General features: G+C 69.4%; 14 protein-coding genes and 2 pseudogenes. 10 read left to right on the top strand and 6 right to left on the bottom strand.

Translation table 11 applies throughout. The features are described 5' to 3' along the window. Window positions 1–21 precede the first annotated feature (21 nt). The 9 genes from atpB (at window position 22) to AC069T_RS24180 (ending at window position 7,676) form a co-directional block, all read left to right on the top strand. A complete protein-coding gene (atpB, locus tag AC069T_RS24220; protein WP_478784752.1) occupies window positions 22–792 on the top strand; it encodes a F0F1 ATP synthase subunit A in 771 nt (256 codons plus the stop codon). A 75-nt stretch (window positions 793–867) separates the two neighbouring features. Next, window positions 868–1,107: an ATP synthase subunit c family protein gene (locus AC069T_RS24215; protein WP_389390440.1), complete on the top strand. Its 240-nt coding sequence runs from the start codon at window positions 868–870 to the stop codon at window positions 1,105–1,107. Between the two features lie 38 nt (window positions 1,108–1,145). Beyond that, window positions 1,146–1,694, top strand: a complete 549-nt coding sequence (locus AC069T_RS24210) for a F0F1 ATP synthase subunit B (RefSeq protein WP_478784704.1) — start codon at window positions 1,146–1,148, stop codon at window positions 1,692–1,694. After that, window positions 1,691–2,506: a F0F1 ATP synthase subunit delta gene (locus tag AC069T_RS24205; protein ID WP_478784703.1), complete on the top strand. Its 816-nt coding sequence runs from the start codon at window positions 1,691–1,693 to the stop codon at window positions 2,504–2,506. The genes AC069T_RS24210 and AC069T_RS24205 overlap by 4 nt, the downstream gene beginning before the upstream one ends. A 127-nt stretch (window positions 2,507–2,633) precedes the next feature. Continuing rightward, window positions 2,634–4,223, top strand: coding sequence for a F0F1 ATP synthase subunit alpha (atpA, locus tag AC069T_RS24200; RefSeq protein WP_478784702.1), 1,590 nt, complete (start codon window positions 2,634–2,636; stop codon window positions 4,221–4,223). Between the two features lie 21 nt (window positions 4,224–4,244). Beyond that, a complete protein-coding gene (locus AC069T_RS24195) occupies window positions 4,245–5,162 on the top strand; it encodes a F0F1 ATP synthase subunit gamma (protein WP_478784701.1) in 918 nt (305 codons plus the stop codon). Continuing rightward, window positions 5,162–6,598, top strand: a complete 1,437-nt coding sequence (atpD, locus tag AC069T_RS24190) for a F0F1 ATP synthase subunit beta (protein WP_358854197.1) — start codon at window positions 5,162–5,164, stop codon at window positions 6,596–6,598. Before AC069T_RS24195 ends, atpD begins: the two co-directional genes overlap by 1 nt. Before the next feature lie 118 nt (window positions 6,599–6,716). Beyond that, window positions 6,717–7,091 carry a F0F1 ATP synthase subunit epsilon gene (locus tag AC069T_RS24185; protein ID WP_478784700.1) on the top strand — a complete coding sequence of 125 codons (375 nt, stop codon included), beginning with the start codon at window positions 6,717–6,719 and terminating at the stop codon, window positions 7,089–7,091. A 138-nt stretch (window positions 7,092–7,229) separates the two neighbouring features. Beyond that, window positions 7,230–7,676, top strand: a complete 447-nt coding sequence (locus AC069T_RS24180) for a DUF2550 domain-containing protein (RefSeq protein WP_358854199.1) — start codon at window positions 7,230–7,232, stop codon at window positions 7,674–7,676. Window positions 7,677–7,770: 94 nt separating this feature from the next. On the opposite strand, the gene AC069T_RS24175 is transcribed toward AC069T_RS24180, so the two are convergent. The 3 genes from AC069T_RS24175 to AC069T_RS24165 all read right to left on the bottom strand — a co-directional run bounded on the left by AC069T_RS24175 (window position 7,771) and on the right by AC069T_RS24165 (window position 11,570). After that, complete coding sequence (locus AC069T_RS24175; protein WP_478784699.1) at window positions 7,771–9,606, bottom strand: glycosyl hydrolase family 18 protein; 1,836 nt, start codon at window positions 9,604–9,606, stop codon at window positions 7,771–7,773. Between the two features lie 144 nt (window positions 9,607–9,750). Continuing rightward, a complete protein-coding gene (locus tag AC069T_RS24170; protein WP_478784698.1) occupies window positions 9,751–10,392 on the bottom strand; it encodes a response regulator in 642 nt (213 codons plus the stop codon). Then, entirely contained in the window at window positions 10,389–11,570 is a 1,182-nt protein-coding gene (locus tag AC069T_RS24165) for a sensor histidine kinase (protein WP_478784697.1), read from the bottom strand. The genes AC069T_RS24170 and AC069T_RS24165 overlap by 4 nt, the downstream gene beginning before the upstream one ends. Before the next feature lie 152 nt (window positions 11,571–11,722). Between AC069T_RS24165 and AC069T_RS24160 the strand changes: the two are divergent. Continuing rightward, window positions 11,723–12,256: pseudogene (locus AC069T_RS24160) on the top strand (hypothetical protein); the annotation flags it as partial. Here the strand turns inward: AC069T_RS24160 and AC069T_RS24155 are convergent. The 3 genes and pseudogenes from AC069T_RS24155 to AC069T_RS24145 form a co-directional block, all read right to left on the bottom strand. After that, window positions 12,257–12,829, bottom strand: coding sequence for a cob(I)yrinic acid a,c-diamide adenosyltransferase (locus tag AC069T_RS24155; RefSeq protein WP_358854204.1), 573 nt, complete (start codon window positions 12,827–12,829; stop codon window positions 12,257–12,259). A 13-nt stretch (window positions 12,830–12,842) separates the two neighbouring features. Continuing rightward, a complete protein-coding gene (locus tag AC069T_RS24150; RefSeq protein ID WP_478784696.1) occupies window positions 12,843–13,592 on the bottom strand; it encodes an ABC transporter permease in 750 nt (249 codons plus the stop codon). A gap of 13 nt (window positions 13,593–13,605) precedes the next feature. After that, a pseudogene (locus AC069T_RS24145) lies at window positions 13,606–14,387 on the bottom strand (ABC transporter ATP-binding protein). Between the last annotated feature and the right edge of the window lie 58 nt (window positions 14,388–14,445).

Below are 14,445 nucleotides of genomic sequence, written 5' to 3'. Positions count from 1 at the left end.
TTTGACTGGAGCTGTCGGATCATGTCCGACAACGGGTGTGGCTTTCCGGCTCCGGGTCTGCACTCGTTCCTCTTCCAGCCGCTGTTCACCGTCGGTGGCTTCGAGTTCAACAAGGTGATGCTGCTTGCGCTCATCACCACCGCGCTCGTCGTGGGCCTCTTCTGGGCGGCCTTCGGCAAGCCCAAGGTGGTGCCGGGCAAGCTGCAGATGGTCGGTGAGGCCGGGTACGACTTCGTACGCCGCGGCATCGTCTACGAGACCCTCGGCAAGCGGGAGGGCGAGAAGTACGTCCCGCTGATGGTCTCGCTGTTCTTCTTCATCTGGCTCATGAACATCTGGTCCGTGATCCCGCTGGCACAGTTCCCGGTGTCGTCGATCATCGCGTACCCGATCGTGCTGGCGGTCATCGTCTACGTGCTCTGGATGTCGCTGACGTTCAAGCGGCACGGCTTCGTCGGCGGCCTGAAGAACCTCACCGGTTACGACAAGTCGCTCGGCCCGGTGCTGCCGCTCGTGGTGGTCATCGAGTTCTTCTCGAACACCCTGGTCCGGCCGTTCACGCACGCGGTGCGATTGTTCGCCAACATGTTCGCCGGCCACCTGATGCTGGTCATGTTCACGGTTGCCTCCTGGTACCTGCTGAACAGCTACATGATCCCGGCGGCGGGCGTCTCCTTCATCATGACCATCGTCATGATCCTCTTCGAGCTTTTCGTGCAGGCTGTCCAGGCGTACGTGTTCGTGCTCCTCGCCTGCTCGTACATCCAGGGCGCGCTCGCCGAGCACCACTGAGCCCACCCCGCACCCAACCCCCCGTCGTCCGGTGGCCAACCCCCACCGGCTCGTAACAGAGAAGGAAGTAACGGCATGTCCGCGACCATCGAACTCGCCGCTGGCGTCACCGGCTCCCTCGGTTCCATCGGCTACGGTCTCGCTGCCATCGGCCCCGGCGTCGGCGTCGGCATCATCTTCGGTAACGGCACCCAGGCCCTGGCCCGCCAGCCCGAGGCCGCCGGCCTGATCCGTGCCAACCAGATCCTCGGCTTCGCCTTCTGTGAGGCGCTCGCCCTCATCGGCATCGTTATGCCGTTCGTGTTCGGTAAGTAGTCACCCCTTACTGACACGAGACGACGAAAGGCACTGATGTGATCGCCAACCTGGTACAGCTGGCGGCCGAGGAAGAGCAGAACCCGCTCATCCCGCCGGGTCCCGAGCTGCTCGTCGGCGCCATCGCCTTCGCCATCGTGTTCTTCTTCTTCTGGAAGAAGCTCCTCCCGAACATCAACAAGGTTCTGGAAGAGCGCCGCGCGGCGATCGAAGGCGGTATCGAAGAGGCCGACGCCATGAAGGTCGAGGCCCAGAGCGTGCTCGAGCAGTACAAGGCTCAGCTCGCCGAGGCTCGGCACGAGGCCGCGCGTCTGCGCCAGGAGGCGCAGGAGCAGGGCGCCACGCTCATCGCCGAGATGCGCGCGGAAGGCCAGCGGCAGCGTGAGGAAATCATCGCCGCCGGTCACTCCCAGATCGAGGCAGACCGCAAGGCCGCTTCGCAGGCGCTGCGCCAGGACGTGGGCAAGCTCGCCACCGACCTGGCCGGCAAGCTCGTCGGCGAGTCCCTCGAGGACCACGCCCGGCAGAGCCGCACGATCGACCGTTTCCTCGACGAGCTCGAGGAGAAGGCCGAGGCCGCGCGATGAACGGAGCGAGCCGCGATGCCCTGGCAGCCGCACGTGAGCGTCTCGACGCGCTGACGGACTCCACGTCCGTGGACGCGGCGCAGCTCGCCGACGAGCTGGCCGCCGTCACCGCGCTGCTCCACCGCGAGGTGTCGCTGCGTCGGGTCCTGACCGACCCGGCGCAGCCCGGTGAGGCGAAGGCCGTGCTGGCCCAGCGCCTGATCGGCGGCCAGGTGGGCGGCGCGACCGCCGACCTGGTGTCGGGTCTGGTGCGTTCCCGCTGGTCGCAGCCGCGTGACCTGGTGGACGCGCTGGAGGAGCTGGCGAACACCGCCGAGCTCACCGTGGCGCAGCGGGCCGGTCTGCTGGACGACGTCGAGGACGAGCTGTTCCGCTTCGGCCGGATCGTCGCCTCGAACACCGAGCTGCGCGCCGCGCTGACCAACCGCGCCGCCGGCAAGGCGGCCAAGGGCGAGCTGCTGGGCAGCCTGCTCGGCGGCCGGGCCAACGCGGTGACCGAGCGACTGGTGACGCGCCTCGTGACCGTGCCGCGTGGACGTAGCCTGGAGGCGGGACTGGAGTCCCTGTCCAAGCTCGCCGCCGCGCGCCGGGACCGTATGGTCGCCGTCGTCACCTCGGCGGTCCCGCTGAGCGACGGACAGAAGCGACGCCTCGGCGAAGCTCTGGCCAAGCTCTACGGGCGCCGGATGCACCTCAACCTCGACGTGGACCCCGACGTCCTCGGCGGGATCCGGGTGCAGGTCGGTGACGAGGTCATCAACGGCTCCATCGCGGACCGGCTCGAAGAGGCCGCCCGCCGCATGGCGAGCTAGCAGCAACTTCACAAGCAAGATCGCAGTACTTACGGCCCTGGTTGGGCCGTTGCAGAGGATTCCTGGGGGTCGCCCCCAGACCCCCAAGTTGAAACTTCGGGCCCAACAAGGAGAGCAGGGAACCCAGATGGCGGAGCTCACGATCCGGCCGGAGGAGATCCGGGACGCGCTGGAGAACTTTGTCCAGTCGTACAAGCCGGACGCGGCCTCGCGCGAGGAGGTCGGTACGGTCACCCTTGCCGGCGACGGCATCGCGAAGGTCGAGGGCCTCCCCTCGGCCATGGCCAACGAACTGCTGAAGTTCGAGGACGGCACCCTCGGTCTCGCCCTCAACCTCGAGGAGCGCGAGATCGGCTGCGTCGTCCTCGGCGAGTTCAGCGGCATCGAGGAGGGTCAGCCGGTCACCCGTACCGGCGAGGTCCTGTCGGTCGCCGTGGGCGAGGGTTACCTCGGCCGCGTGGTCGACCCGCTCGGCAACCCGATCGACGGCCTCGGCGAGATCGAGACCAGCGCTCGCCGCGCCCTCGAGCTGCAGGCCCCGGGCGTCATGGCCCGCAAGTCGGTGCACGAGCCGATGGAGACGGGCTACAAGGCCGTCGACGCGATGACCCCGATCGGCCGTGGTCAGCGTCAGCTGATCATCGGTGACCGCCAGACCGGCAAGACCGCCCTGGCCGTCGACACGATCATCAACCAGCGCGACAACTGGCGCACCGGTGACCCGAAGAAGCAGGTCCGCTGCGTCTACGTCGCCATCGGCCAGAAGGGCTCGACCATCGCCTCCGTGCGTGGCGCCCTCGAGGACGCCGGCGCGCTGGAGTACACGACCATCGTCGCCGCCCCGGCGTCCGACCCGGCCGGCTTCAAGTACCTGGCGCCGTACACCGGCTCGGCCATCGGCCAGCAGTGGATGTACGAGGGCAAGCACGTCCTCATCATCTTCGACGACCTCTCGAAGCAGGCCGACGCCTACCGCGCCGTGTCCCTGCTGCTCCGCCGCCCGCCGGGGCGCGAGGCCTACCCGGGTGACGTCTTCTACCTGCACTCCCGTCTGCTGGAGCGCTGCGCGAAGCTCTCCGACGACATGGGCGCGGGTTCGATGACCGGTCTGCCGATCGTCGAGACGAAGGCCAACGACGTCTCGGCGTTCATCCCGACCAACGTCATCTCCATCACCGACGGCCAGTGCTTCCTGGAGTCGGACCTGTTCAACGCCGGTCAGCGCCCCGCGCTGAACGTCGGTATCTCCGTCTCCCGAGTCGGTGGTTCCGCGCAGCACAAGGCGATGAAGCAGGTCTCCGGCCGACTGCGCGTGGACCTCGCCCAGTTCCGTGAGCTGGAGGCGTTCGCCGCCTTCGGTTCCGACCTGGACGCGGCGTCGAAGGCGCAGCTGGAGCGCGGTCAGCGGATGGTCGAGCTGCTCAAGCAGGCTCAGTACCAGCCGATGTCGACCGAGGACCAGGTCGTCTCCGTGTGGGCCGGTACCACCGGCAAGATGGACGACGTCCCGGTCAACGACATCCGCCGCTTCGAGAAGGAGCTCCTGGAGTACCTGCACCGCAAGGAGCAGGGCCTCATGACCTCCATCAAGGAGGGCGGGAAGATGTCGGACGACACGCTGACCGCCGTGGCGGACGCCATCACGGAGTTCAAGAAGCAGTTCGAGACCTCGGACGGGAAGCTTCTCGGCGAGGACGCTCCGGCCGCCGCCAAGTGACGTAAGGAAGGGACCTGACTCATGGGAGCCCAGCTCCGGGTCTACAAGCGTCGCATCCGATCCGTCACCGCGACCAAGAAGATCACCAAGGCGATGGAGATGATCGCCGCCTCGCGTGTCGTCAAGGCGCAGCGCAAGGTGGCGGCCTCCGCGCCGTACGCGACCGAGCTCACCCGCGCGGTCACGGCGGTGGGGACCGGGTCGAACACCAAGCACCCGCTGACCACGGAGGCGGAGACGGCGACCCGTTCCGCGGTGCTGCTCCTCACGAGCGACCGCGGACTGGCCGGCGCCTTCAACTCCAACGCCATCAAGGCGGCGGAGCAGCTGACCGCGCGTCTCGAGGCGGAGGGCAAGGAGGTCGACACGTTCATCGTCGGCCGCCGCGGTCTGGCCCACTACAACTTCCGCGAGCGCAAGGTCGCGGAGTCGTGGTCGGGCTTCACCGACGAGCCCACGTACGCGGACGCGAAGAAGGTCGCGGGTCCGCTGATCGAGGCCATCGAGAAGGAGACGGCTGAGGGCGGCGTGGACGAGATCCACATCGTCTACACCGAGTTCGTCTCGATGATGACGCAGTCGGCGATCGACAGCCGGCTGCTTCCGCTCCGCCTCGAAGAGGTCGCGGAGGAGACGTCCACCAAGGGCGAGATCCTTCCGCTGTACGACTTCGAGCCGTCGGCTGAGGACGTCCTCGACGCCCTGCTGCCACGGTACGTCGAAAGCCGTATCTACAACGCGCTGCTCCAGTCGGCTGCCTCCAAGCACGCCGCCACGCGCCGCGCGATGAAGTCGGCCACCGACAACGCGGGAGACCTGATCACCACGCTCTCCCGACTTGCCAACGCGGCCCGCCAGGCCGAAATCACCCAGGAAATCAGCGAGATCGTCGGTGGCTCCGCAGCCCTCGCCGACGCGACCGCGGGGAGTGACAAGTAATGACGACCACTGTTGAGACGGCCGTTGCCACGGGCCGCGTCGCCCGGGTCATCGGCCCGGTCGTCGACGTGGAGTTCCCCGTCGACGCGATGCCGGAGATCTACAACGCTCTGCACGTCGAGGTGGCCGACCCGGCTCTGGAGGGCGCGCTCAAGACGCTGACCCTCGAGGTCGCCCAGCACCTGGGTGACGGCCTGGTCCGCACGATCTCGATGCAGCCCACCGACGGTCTGGTCCGCCAGGCCCCGGTGACCAACACCGGTACGGGCATCACCGTCCCGGTCGGCGACTTCACCAAGGGCAAGGTGTTCAACACCCTCGGTGAGGTGCTGAACGTCGACGAGACCTACGACGGCGAGCGCTGGTCCATCCACCGCAAGGCGCCGAACTTCGACGAGCTCGAGTCGAAGACCGAGATGTTCGAGACCGGCGTCAAGGTCATCGACCTTCTCACCCCGTACGTCAAGGGTGGAAAGATCGGTCTGTTCGGTGGTGCCGGCGTCGGCAAGACGGTGCTCATCCAGGAGATGATCTACCGCGTCGCCAACAACCACGACGGTGTCTCCGTGTTCGCCGGTGTCGGCGAGCGCACCCGTGAGGGCAACGACCTCATCGAGGAGATGTCCGAGTCGGGCGTCATCGACAAGACCGCGCTGGTCTTCGGCCAGATGGACGAGCCCCCGGGCACCCGTCTGCGCGTGGCCCTGGCCGGTCTGACCATGGCGGAGTACTTCCGCGATGTGCAGAAGCAGGACGTGCTGTTCTTCATCGACAACATCTTCCGCTTCACGCAGGCCGGTTCCGAGGTCTCGACCCTGCTCGGCCGCATGCCCTCCGCGGTGGGCTACCAGCCGAACCTGGCCGACGAGATGGGCCTCCTCCAGGAGCGCATCACCTCGACGCGTGGTCACTCGATCACCTCGATGCAGGCGATCTACGTCCCCGCGGACGACCTGACCGACCCGGCCCCGGCGACCACCTTCGCCCACCTCGACGCGACGACGGTTCTCTCCCGTCCGATCTCCGAGAAGGGCATCTACCCGGCCGTGGACCCGCTGGACTCCACGTCCCGGATCCTGGACCCGCGCTACATCGCGCAGGACCACTACGAGGCCGCGATGCGCGTCAAGACGGTCCTCCAGAAGTACAAGGACCTGCAGGACATCATCGCGATCCTCGGTATCGACGAGCTGGGCGAAGAGGACAAGCTCGTCGTCCACCGCGCCCGTCGCGTGGAGCGCTTCCTGTCCCAGAACACCCACGTCGCCAAGCAGTTCACCGGCGTCGACGGGTCGGACGTCCCGCTGGACGAGTCGATCGCGGCCTTCAACTCGATCATCGACGGCGAGTACGACCACTTCCCGGAGCAGGCGTTCTTCATGTGCGGTGGCATCGAGGACCTCAAGGCCAACGCCAAGGAGCTCGGCGTCTCCTGACGCCGGCCCCGCATTCACGGCGAGAGGGGGCGGGCGCGTCCCGCCCCCTCTCGTACGCCCACTAGACTTTGACCCAACACCCGGCAGCAACGCCGGGTGGTGACCCGAGGAGCCCACCTTGGCTGCTGAGCTGCACGTCGAGCTCGTCGCCGCGGACCGCAGTGTCTGGTCCGGCGAGGCCACCCTGGTCGTCGCGCGTACCACGTCCGGCGACATCGGCGTCATGCCCGGTCACCAGCCGCTGCTCGGTGTGCTGGAGTCGGGCCCGGTGACCATTCGTACGAACGACGGTGCGACGGTCGTCGCCGCTGTGCACGGCGGTTTCATGTCGTTCGCGGACAACAAGCTCTCCCTGCTGGCCGAGATCGCCGAGCTGTCGGACGAGATCGATGTCCAGCGTGCGGAGCGGGCGCTCGAGCGCGCGAAGTCGGACGCGGACGCGTCCGCCGAGCGTCGCGCGGATGTCCGACTGCGTGCGGTGTCGGCTCGCTGACCCCAGCACGCACGTAATGACGTGACTCAGCCGCGGCCGGGACTGGAGCAATCCAGACCGGGTCGCGGCTGAGGCGATGCGGGTGCTTTTTTCCGTTCCATTACCTGCTTTACCTAGGAGACGAGGAGGTCGGTGTCGATGGTCCTCGCTCTGACTGTGTGCGGGTTGGTAGTGGCCCTCGTGGTGGTGGGGCTGTTCGTCTTCGGTCTCCGCCGCCGGCTGATCCAGCGTTCCGGCGGAACGTTCGACTGCAGCCTGCGCTGGGACGTCCCCGAGAAGAGCGACACCAACGGCAAGGGCTGGAGCTACGGGGTCGCCCGCTACAACGGCGACCGCATCGAGTGGTACCGCGTCTTCTCCTACGCCCCCCGGCCGCGCCGGACCCTGGAGCGCTCGGCGATCGAGGTGGCCGGCCGCCGCGCCCCCGAGGGCGAGGAGGAGCTGGCGCTCCTGTCCGACGCGATCATCCTCACCTGTCTGCACCGGGGTACGCGGCTGGAGCTGGCGATGAGCGAAGACGCGCTGACCGGATTTCTCGCGTGGCTGGAAGCAGCCCCGCCCGGTCAGCGCGTCAATGTCGCTTAGTGCTTAGTGCTTAGTGCTTAGTGCTTAGTGCTCAGTGCTTGGTGCTTTAGCGCCTGGGCCTGGTGCTCAGTGCCGGTGCCTCGCGGCGTGCCGTCTACTGCAGGCCGCTGTTGATCGCGCCCACCAGCTCTCCGTTGCTGGTGTCACCGCTGAACTCCCAGAAGAACGCTCCGCCCAGGCCCTGGCTCTTGGCCCAGGTCATCTTCGAGCCGATGGTCGCCGGGGTGTCGTAGCTCCACCAGTTGGTGCCGCAGTGCGCGTACGCCGTGCCGGCGACGGTGCCGGTGGCCGGGCAGGCCGTCTTGAGCACCTTGTAGTCCTCGATGCCCTGCTCGTAGGTCCCGGCAGCCGGGCCGGTCGCGGTGCCGCCGGGCGCGGACTGCGTGACGCCGGTCCAGCCGCGGCCGTAGAAGCCGATGCCGAGCAGGAGCTTGCTCGCCGGGACGCCCTTGGCCTTGAGCTTGGCGATCGCCGCGGCCGAGGTGAAGCCCTCCTTCGGGATGCCCGAGTAGGAGGTCAGCGGGGAGTGCGGGGCGGTCGGGCCCGTCTTGTCCCAGGCGCCGAAGTAGTCGTACGTCATCACGTTGTACCAGTCGAGCGAGGTGGCCGCGCCGCCGTAGTCGGCCGCGTCGATCTTGCCGCCGTCGCTGCCGTCCGCGGTGATCGCGGCGGTGACCAGGTTCTTGGACCCGAACTTCGCGCGCAGCGCGGAGGTGAGGTTCTTGATCGCTGCCGGGCCGCTGGTGTCACAGGACAGACCGCAGGCGTTCGGGTACTCCCAGTCGATGTCGATGCCGTCGAAGACGTCGGCCCAGCGCGGGTCCTCGATCAGGTCGTAGCAGGACTGGGCGAAGGCGGCCGGGTTCTTCGCGGCGTCGGTGAAGCCGCCGGACCAGGTCCAGCCGCCGAAGGACCACAGGACCTTGATGTTCGGGTACTTGGCCTTCAGCTGGCGCAGCTGGTTGAAGTTGCCGCGCAGCGGCTGGTCCCAGGTGTCCGCGACGCCGCTGACCGACTGGTCGGCGGTGTACGCCTTGTCGTAGTCGGCGTAGGCGTCACCGATCGTGCACTTGCCGCCCTGCACGTTGCCGAAGGCGTAGTTGATGTGCGTGATCTTCGCGGCGGAGCCGGAGGTGACCAGGTTCTTCACGTGGTAGTTGCGCCCGTAGACGCCCCACTCGGTGAAGTAGCCGAGCTTGACCTTGCCGCCGGTGCCCGGGTCCGTGCCGCCGCCGCCGGTGGTGTGGACCTTGACCGCGCCGCTCACCGGGCCGGTCTGGTCGGCGGTGTCGCGGGCCTGGACGGTGTAGGAGTAGTCGGTGCCGGCGGTCAGTCCGGTGTCCGAGTACGAGGTGGTGGTGACGGTGGCGACCTTGGCGCCGTCGCGCAGGACGTCGTAGTTCTTGACGCCCTTGTCGTCGGTGGCGGCGCTCCAGGAGAGCTTCACCGAGGTGTCGGTGACGCCGGACGCGGTCGGGGTGCCGGGGGCCGAGGGGGACGCGTCACCGGGGACGGTGGTGCCGTCGCAGCTGTCGCCGTTGAGCTTGCAGTTGGCGGGCGAGCCCGAGCCGGAGCCGTTGAAGCCGAAGGAGACGGAGGCGCCCGCGGCGAGCGTGCCGTTCCAGGACTTGTTCTTGGCGGTCCAGTGGGTGCCGGAGCCGGTGACGTCCGCGTCCCAGGACGAGGTGACGGAGGTGCCGGAGGGGAAGTCCCACTCCACCGTCCAGGAACTGATGCTGGTGGTGCCGGTGTTCTTGACGGTCCACTTGCCCTCGAAGCCCGAGCCCCAGTCCTGGGTCTTGGCGTACGTGGCGGTGACGGAGGTGGCCGCCGAGGCGGGGCTCGCGAGCCCGACCATCGCGGCGAACGGGAGCAGCAGGGTGGTGAGCCCCGCGATCGCTCTGTTTCTGGCTCTCTGCCGGAAGCGCATGATGCCTCTCCTCTTCTTCTGGTCGCCTCCGGGGGCTGCTGACCGGTGGCGGGGATGACGTGGGCATGTTCCAGCGCAGTGCGGCGAGAATAGAAAGGTCTGGACCATCGGTCAATAGGTCTGGACCAGTGAGGTGGGGGCGGATCAGACGCCCAACTCTTGTGCGAGCACGGCCGCTTGGACCCGGCTGCGCAGCCCCAGCTTCCCCAGCAGGCGGCTGACGTGCGTCTTCACCGTGGCCTCGGCCATGTCGAGGCGGACCGCGATCTCCGCGTTGGACAGTCCCCGGCCGAGACAGGACAGCACCTCCCGTTCCCGGCGGGTGAGGGCTTCGAGGACGGCCGGATCGGCCGACGGCTCACGCACGGGCCGGGCGCCGAACTCGGCGATCAGACGCCGGGTCACGGCCGGTGCGATCAGTCCCTCGCCGCGCGCCACCGTCCGCACGGCCGCCAGCAGATCCCGGGCGTCCGTGTTCTTCAGCAGGAAACCGGCGGCACCCGCGCGCAGCGCCCCGAAGACGTACTCGTCGAGGTCGAAGGTGGTCAGCACGAGCACGTCGGCCAGCTCCTCGGCGACGACCCGGCGGGTGGCCGCGACCCCGTCGAGCAGGGGCATCTGGACGTCCATCAGGACCAGGTCCGGCCGCAGTTCACGGGCGAGCGACACCGCCCGCTCGCCGTCCGCGGCCTCGCCGACCACCTCGATGTCGGGCGCGCTGCGCAGGATGAGGACGAGTCCGGCCCGTACGGCGGCCTGGTCCTCGGCGACGAGCACGCGGATCATCCGGTTCCTCCATGGCTCAGGGGCAGCGTGGCACGCACGGTCCAGAGCGGGCCGCCGGGGGAGCCCGGCGGCTCCTCGGGGCCCGCGTCGAAGGTGCCGTGGAGCAGGGCGACCCGCTCCCGCATACCGGTCAGGCCCGCCCCGGAACCGGGTGCCCGCGGCCCGTCCCGGTCGCCGCAGGGGCTGGTCACCCGCACGGTGAGCAGCCCGTCCCGCTGGGCGAGGGTGACGGCGACCCGGCCCGCGGCGGCGTGCTTGAGGGCGTTGGTCAGGGACTCCTGGACGATGCGGTAGGCGGCGAGTTCCAGCGGCGCGGGGAGTCCGTCCTCGTGCGCGGCCTCCAGGACGACGTCGAGACCGTTGGTGCGGGCTGCCGCGACGAGCGTGCCGACCCCCTCCAGCGTCGGTGCCGCGGCCGGCTCCCGGTCGCCGCTGTCGTGCCGCAGGATGCCGATGAGCCGGCGCATCTCGGCGAGGCCGTCGACGCTGTTCTCGCGGATGACGGTGAGGGCGTCCCGTGTGGTGCGAGGGTCGTCGAGGGAGAGCGCGGCCGTGGAGTGGATGGCGATCGCGGACAGATGGTTGGCGACCATGTCGTGCAGTTCGCGTGCCATCCGGGCCCGCTCGGCGGTGACCGCCTGCACCCGGTCCATCTCCGCGAGCAGCGCGGTCTGCTCGGCCCGCAGCCGGGCGGAGTCGGCGGCGTCCCGGTGGTTGCGGACCACCACGCCGGTGACGGCCGGGGCGAACGCCACGATGCCGGTCGCGAAGCCGATCAGCAGCGCGTCGGGCGTTCGCCACCAGGCGAGGAACCCGACCGTCATCCCGACGGTGACCAGCCCGGTGGTGACGGGGAGACGGCGGGCGGCGGCCGGGCTGCCGTAGAGGGCGGCCGCGTACATGAGGTCGGTGTACAGCAGCACCGTCACGATGCTGCCCCGCGTGAACTGGTCCGCGACGAGCGCCAGCGTGCCGGCCACGACGGCGGCCTGCGGCCTGCTCCGGCGCAGCAGCTCGAGGGCCGCCATCGCGGCGAGCGGGACCAGCACCCACGGTTCGGCGAGCAGCCGGCCGGGGTTCGAATACAGGCCGAACGCCCACACGAGTACGCCGCTGAGCAGGCCGGCGGCCGCGATGTACGCGTCGAAGCGGTGCGGGCGGGGGAGCGGGGCGGCCATGGCTCCATCCAACACGGCGGGCGGGCGGGGCGCGTGCTTCCCGCGGACGGTCCCCGGCTACATCGAAGGATGCAGTCGCGCCTCGTCATCGCCGACGACGCCCCGGCAGGCTGCGGCGGGGAGCCTTGAGGAGGTGAGCGAGAGGAGCGATCGTGATCATCGGACTGATCATCGCCTGTGAAGTGGGCTTCTGGGTGCTGCTGGCGGCCGGTCTGACGGCCCGCTACCTGCTGGGGCTGCGCCGTACCGGTCTTGCCCTGCTGCTGGGCGAGCCGCTGCTGGAACTCGTCCTGTTCGCGGTGACAGCCCTCGACCTGAAGCGGGGCGCCGAGCCGGGCTGGGAGCACGGCCTGGCCGCCCTCTACATCGGGTTCACCGTCGCCTACGGGCACTACACGGTGCGGTGGCTCGACGGTCACGCGGCCCACCGCCTCGCCGGCGGACCGCCCCCTGTGCCACCGCCCCGCTACGGCCTGGCCCGGGCCCGCCACGAGGGCGGGCTCTGGCTCCGTACGCTGCTGGCGGCCGCCGTCGCCTGCGCCCTCCTCCAGGGCGCGATCACCTACGTCGGCGAGGACGGCGGCACCGAGTCCATGCGTTCCTACCAGGGGGTGGCGCTGCGGGCGGCCGGGATCCACGGCCTGATCGCGCTCACCTACCTGATCTGGCCGAAGCGCCGCCCCGCGTCAGCGCTCCCCGCCCGGGACCCACAGCACGTCCCCGACCCCCTTGTTGGCCGTGCGGGCGAGGATGAACAGCAGGTCCGACAGCCGGTTGAGGTAGGTCGCCGTCAGCGGGTTCATCACCTCGCCGTGCACCTCCATGGCGGCCCAGGTGGACCGCTCGGCCCGGCGGACGACGGTGCACGCCTGGTGCAGCAGCGCCGCGCCGGGCGTGCCGCCGGGCAGGATGAACGAGCGGAGCTTCTCCAGCCGTTCGTTGAAGCGGTCGCAGTCGGCCTCCAGGCGGTCGATGTAGAACTGCTCGACGCGCAGCGGCGGGAATTCGGGGTTCTCGACGACCGGTGTCGACAGGTCCGCGCCCACGTCGAACAGGTCGTTCTGGACGCGGGTGAGGACCTTGACGGTCTCCTCGTCGAGCCCGCCGAGCGCGATCGCCGTGCCGAGGGCCGCGTTCGCCTCGTTGGCGTCCGCGTAGGCGGAGATCCGCAGATCGGTCTTGGCGACCCGGCTCATGTCGCCGAGGGCGGTGGTGCCCCGGTCGCCGGTCCTGGTGTAGATGCGCGTCAGATTGACCATGCGGCCAGCGTAGTTACGCTTCGGCCCCGCGGAAGCCGCGTGTGCCCACCGTCACGGCGAGCACGGTGAGGCCGAGGGCCACCAGGACGCCGTACAGCATGTGCGCCGTCGTGTACGAGCCGACGTACGCGTCCCGCACCGCGTCCACCAGATAGCGGAACGGCATGAAGTGCGAGAGGACGTCCAGCCAGCCCGGGGCGAGGGTCATCGGGAGCATCAGGCCGGACAACAGCATCGACGGCATGGACACGGCGTTGATCAGCGGGCCGAACTGCTGCGGGGTGCGGACCCGCAGCGCCACCGCGTACGACAGCGAGGCCAGCGACACCGTGAGCAGGCCCACGAACGCGAAGCCGATCAGGATGCCGGCGAGCGGTGCGCGCAGGCCCATCGCCAGCGCGGCCAGCACCAGCAGCACCGCCTGGAAGACGAAGACCGTGGCTTCGCGCAGGACCCGGCCGAGGAGCAGGGCGAGGCGGCTCACCGGGGTCACCCGCATCCGCTCGACCACGCCCTGACCGTTCTCGATGATGACCGCGAAACCCGCGAACAGGGCACCGAACAGGCCGAGTTGCATGAGCAGGCCGGGGACCAGCACCTGCCAGGAGCTGCCCTGCCCGCCGAGCGGGAGGTTCGTCAGCAGCGGGCCGAAGAAGAGGAGATACAGGAGCGGCATCAGCACGCCGAAGAGCAGGGCGAACCGGGAGCGGAGGGACTGGCGGAGGTAGCGGCCGTAGATGAGGGCCGTGTCGTGGAGCAGCATCTTCGGGTGACTCCTACAGGGCGGCGGGGGCGGCGTCGGCCGGTGCCGGGACGCGGCCGGTGATGGCGAGGAACGTGTCCTGGAGGGTCGCGTCCGGCGCGCCTCCGTAGCGCAGCTTCAGGGCGCCCGGAGTGCCCTCGGCCACGACGACGCCCTCGTCCACGATCACCAGCCGGTCGGACAGGGCGTCGGCCTCGTCGAGGTGTGGGTGGTCAGGAACACGGTCGTGCCGTGCTCGTCGCGCAGGCGGCGGATCAGGTTCCACAGGTCGGCCCGGCTGCCGGGGTCGAGGCCCGTCGTCGGCTCGTCCAGGAAGAGCAGCTTCGGGCGGTGGGTCAGCGCCATCGCGATGTCCAGGCGCCGCCGCTGCCCACCGGAGAGCGCGCCCGCCCTGCGGTCGAGCAGCCCGGTGAGACCGAGGTCCTCGGCGAGCTCCTCGGCACGGGCCGCCGCCCGCGCCTTCGTCAGCCGGTACAGACGGCCCTGGGTGACCAGCTCCTCCCGCACGCCGATCTGCGGGTCGACCCCGCCGGACTGGGCCACGTAGCCGCAGGCCCGCCGCACCGCGGCCGGGTCGGCGACCAGGTCGTGGCCGGCGACGGTGGCCGCGCCGCCGGTGGGCCTCAGCAGGGTGGTCAGCATGCGCAGGGTGGTCGTCTTGCCGGCGCCGTTCGGGCCGAGGAAGCCGAGGATCTCGCCCGCGCGGACGGTCAGGTCGATGCCGCGCACGGCCTCCACGGGGCCGTGCTTCGTCCGGAAGGTACGGGCCAGTCCGGCGGTACTGATGATTGCCATGCCCCCAGAAAAACAGAGCCGCTGCAATTTTGCAATGCCCCCAAAATTGTAGGGAGTC

The organism is Streptomyces sp. NPDC043867 (assembly GCF_056435845.1).
This window is presented reverse-complemented; position numbering and strand designations above follow the sequence as displayed.

Excerpts from the sequence above, each read along its gene's own strand:
- atpB (WP_478784752.1), top strand. The coding sequence starts at position 22 with ATGTCCGACAACGGGTGTGGCTTTCCGGCTCCGGGTCTGCACTCGTTC.
- AC069T_RS24215 (WP_389390440.1), top strand. The coding sequence starts at position 868 with ATGTCCGCGACCATCGAACTCGCCGCTGGCGTCACCGGCTCCCTCGGT.
- AC069T_RS24205 (WP_478784703.1), top strand. The coding sequence starts at position 1,691 with ATGAACGGAGCGAGCCGCGATGCCCTGGCAGCCGCACGTGAGCGTCTC.
- atpA (WP_478784702.1), top strand. The coding sequence starts at position 2,634 with ATGGCGGAGCTCACGATCCGGCCGGAGGAGATCCGGGACGCGCTGGAG.
- AC069T_RS24195 (WP_478784701.1), top strand. The coding sequence starts at position 4,245 with ATGGGAGCCCAGCTCCGGGTCTACAAGCGTCGCATCCGATCCGTCACC.
- atpD (WP_358854197.1), top strand. The coding sequence starts at position 5,162 with ATGACGACCACTGTTGAGACGGCCGTTGCCACGGGCCGCGTCGCCCGG.
- AC069T_RS24180 (WP_358854199.1), top strand. The coding sequence starts at position 7,230 with ATGGTCCTCGCTCTGACTGTGTGCGGGTTGGTAGTGGCCCTCGTGGTG.
- AC069T_RS24175 (WP_478784699.1), bottom strand. The coding sequence starts at position 9,606 with ATGCGCTTCCGGCAGAGAGCCAGAAACAGAGCGATCGCGGGGCTCACC.
- AC069T_RS24170 (WP_478784698.1), bottom strand. The coding sequence starts at position 10,392 with ATGATCCGCGTGCTCGTCGCCGAGGACCAGGCCGCCGTACGGGCCGGA.
- AC069T_RS24165 (WP_478784697.1), bottom strand. The coding sequence starts at position 11,570 with ATGGCCGCCCCGCTCCCCCGCCCGCACCGCTTCGACGCGTACATCGCG.
- AC069T_RS24155 (WP_358854204.1), bottom strand. The coding sequence starts at position 12,829 with ATGGTCAATCTGACGCGCATCTACACCAGGACCGGCGACCGGGGCACC.
- AC069T_RS24150 (WP_478784696.1), bottom strand. The coding sequence starts at position 13,592 with ATGCTGCTCCACGACACGGCCCTCATCTACGGCCGCTACCTCCGCCAG.